A 534-nucleotide genomic window follows, 5' to 3' on the forward strand; every position below is an offset into this window, starting at 1 on the left:
CGCCGTACCGCCGTTGATAGCCGCCGAGACTTTCACCGCCCCGGTTTTGGCAGATTTCAGCTCGGTCGTCGCCACGCCCTGCTCATCGGTCTGTGAGGTGCGATTACCGAGCGTAGTGCCGTCGGTTTTATCCACCTTCCAGGTGACGCTGATGCCCGATAACGGATGATTATTCGCATCGGTGACTTTCGCCGTCAGCTTAGCGCTGTCGATGTTATTCGCCACCACCTGGTTTTTGTCGGGCTCCACTGATACCAGTTTCGCCGAGGCCGGGTCCGCCACAAAGTTCAACGTCTCGCTGCGCAGGGCTTCCGCCTGACCACGCTGGGCAGTGATCACCGTAGCGATAACATCCGCGCTGGTCACCAGGATCTGCGCCTCGCCCTGGGTATTGGTGACGGATTGCGTGTCAGAGAGCTGCGCCTTGCTGTTATCCGCCGTCCAGTTGATCGTCTCCCCGGCTACCGGGTGCCCGCTGTTATCGATAACCGTCGCGGTCAGGGTGATCGCCGTATTGTTGTCTGCCAGCGCCTC

General features: G+C 60.3%; 1 protein-coding gene. It reads right to left on the minus strand.

Features of this window, described 5'->3' with window-relative positions; genetic code table 11:
- Window positions 1-534, minus strand: a 534-nt coding sequence (locus QRD42_RS18555) for an Ig-like domain-containing protein (RefSeq protein WP_321987822.1), incomplete at both ends; no start/stop codon positions are given.

The organism is Enterobacter sp. PGRG2, assembly GCF_030291195.1.
In the GTDB taxonomy this organism is placed as follows: domain Bacteria; phylum Pseudomonadota; class Gammaproteobacteria; order Enterobacterales; family Enterobacteriaceae; genus Enterobacter_D.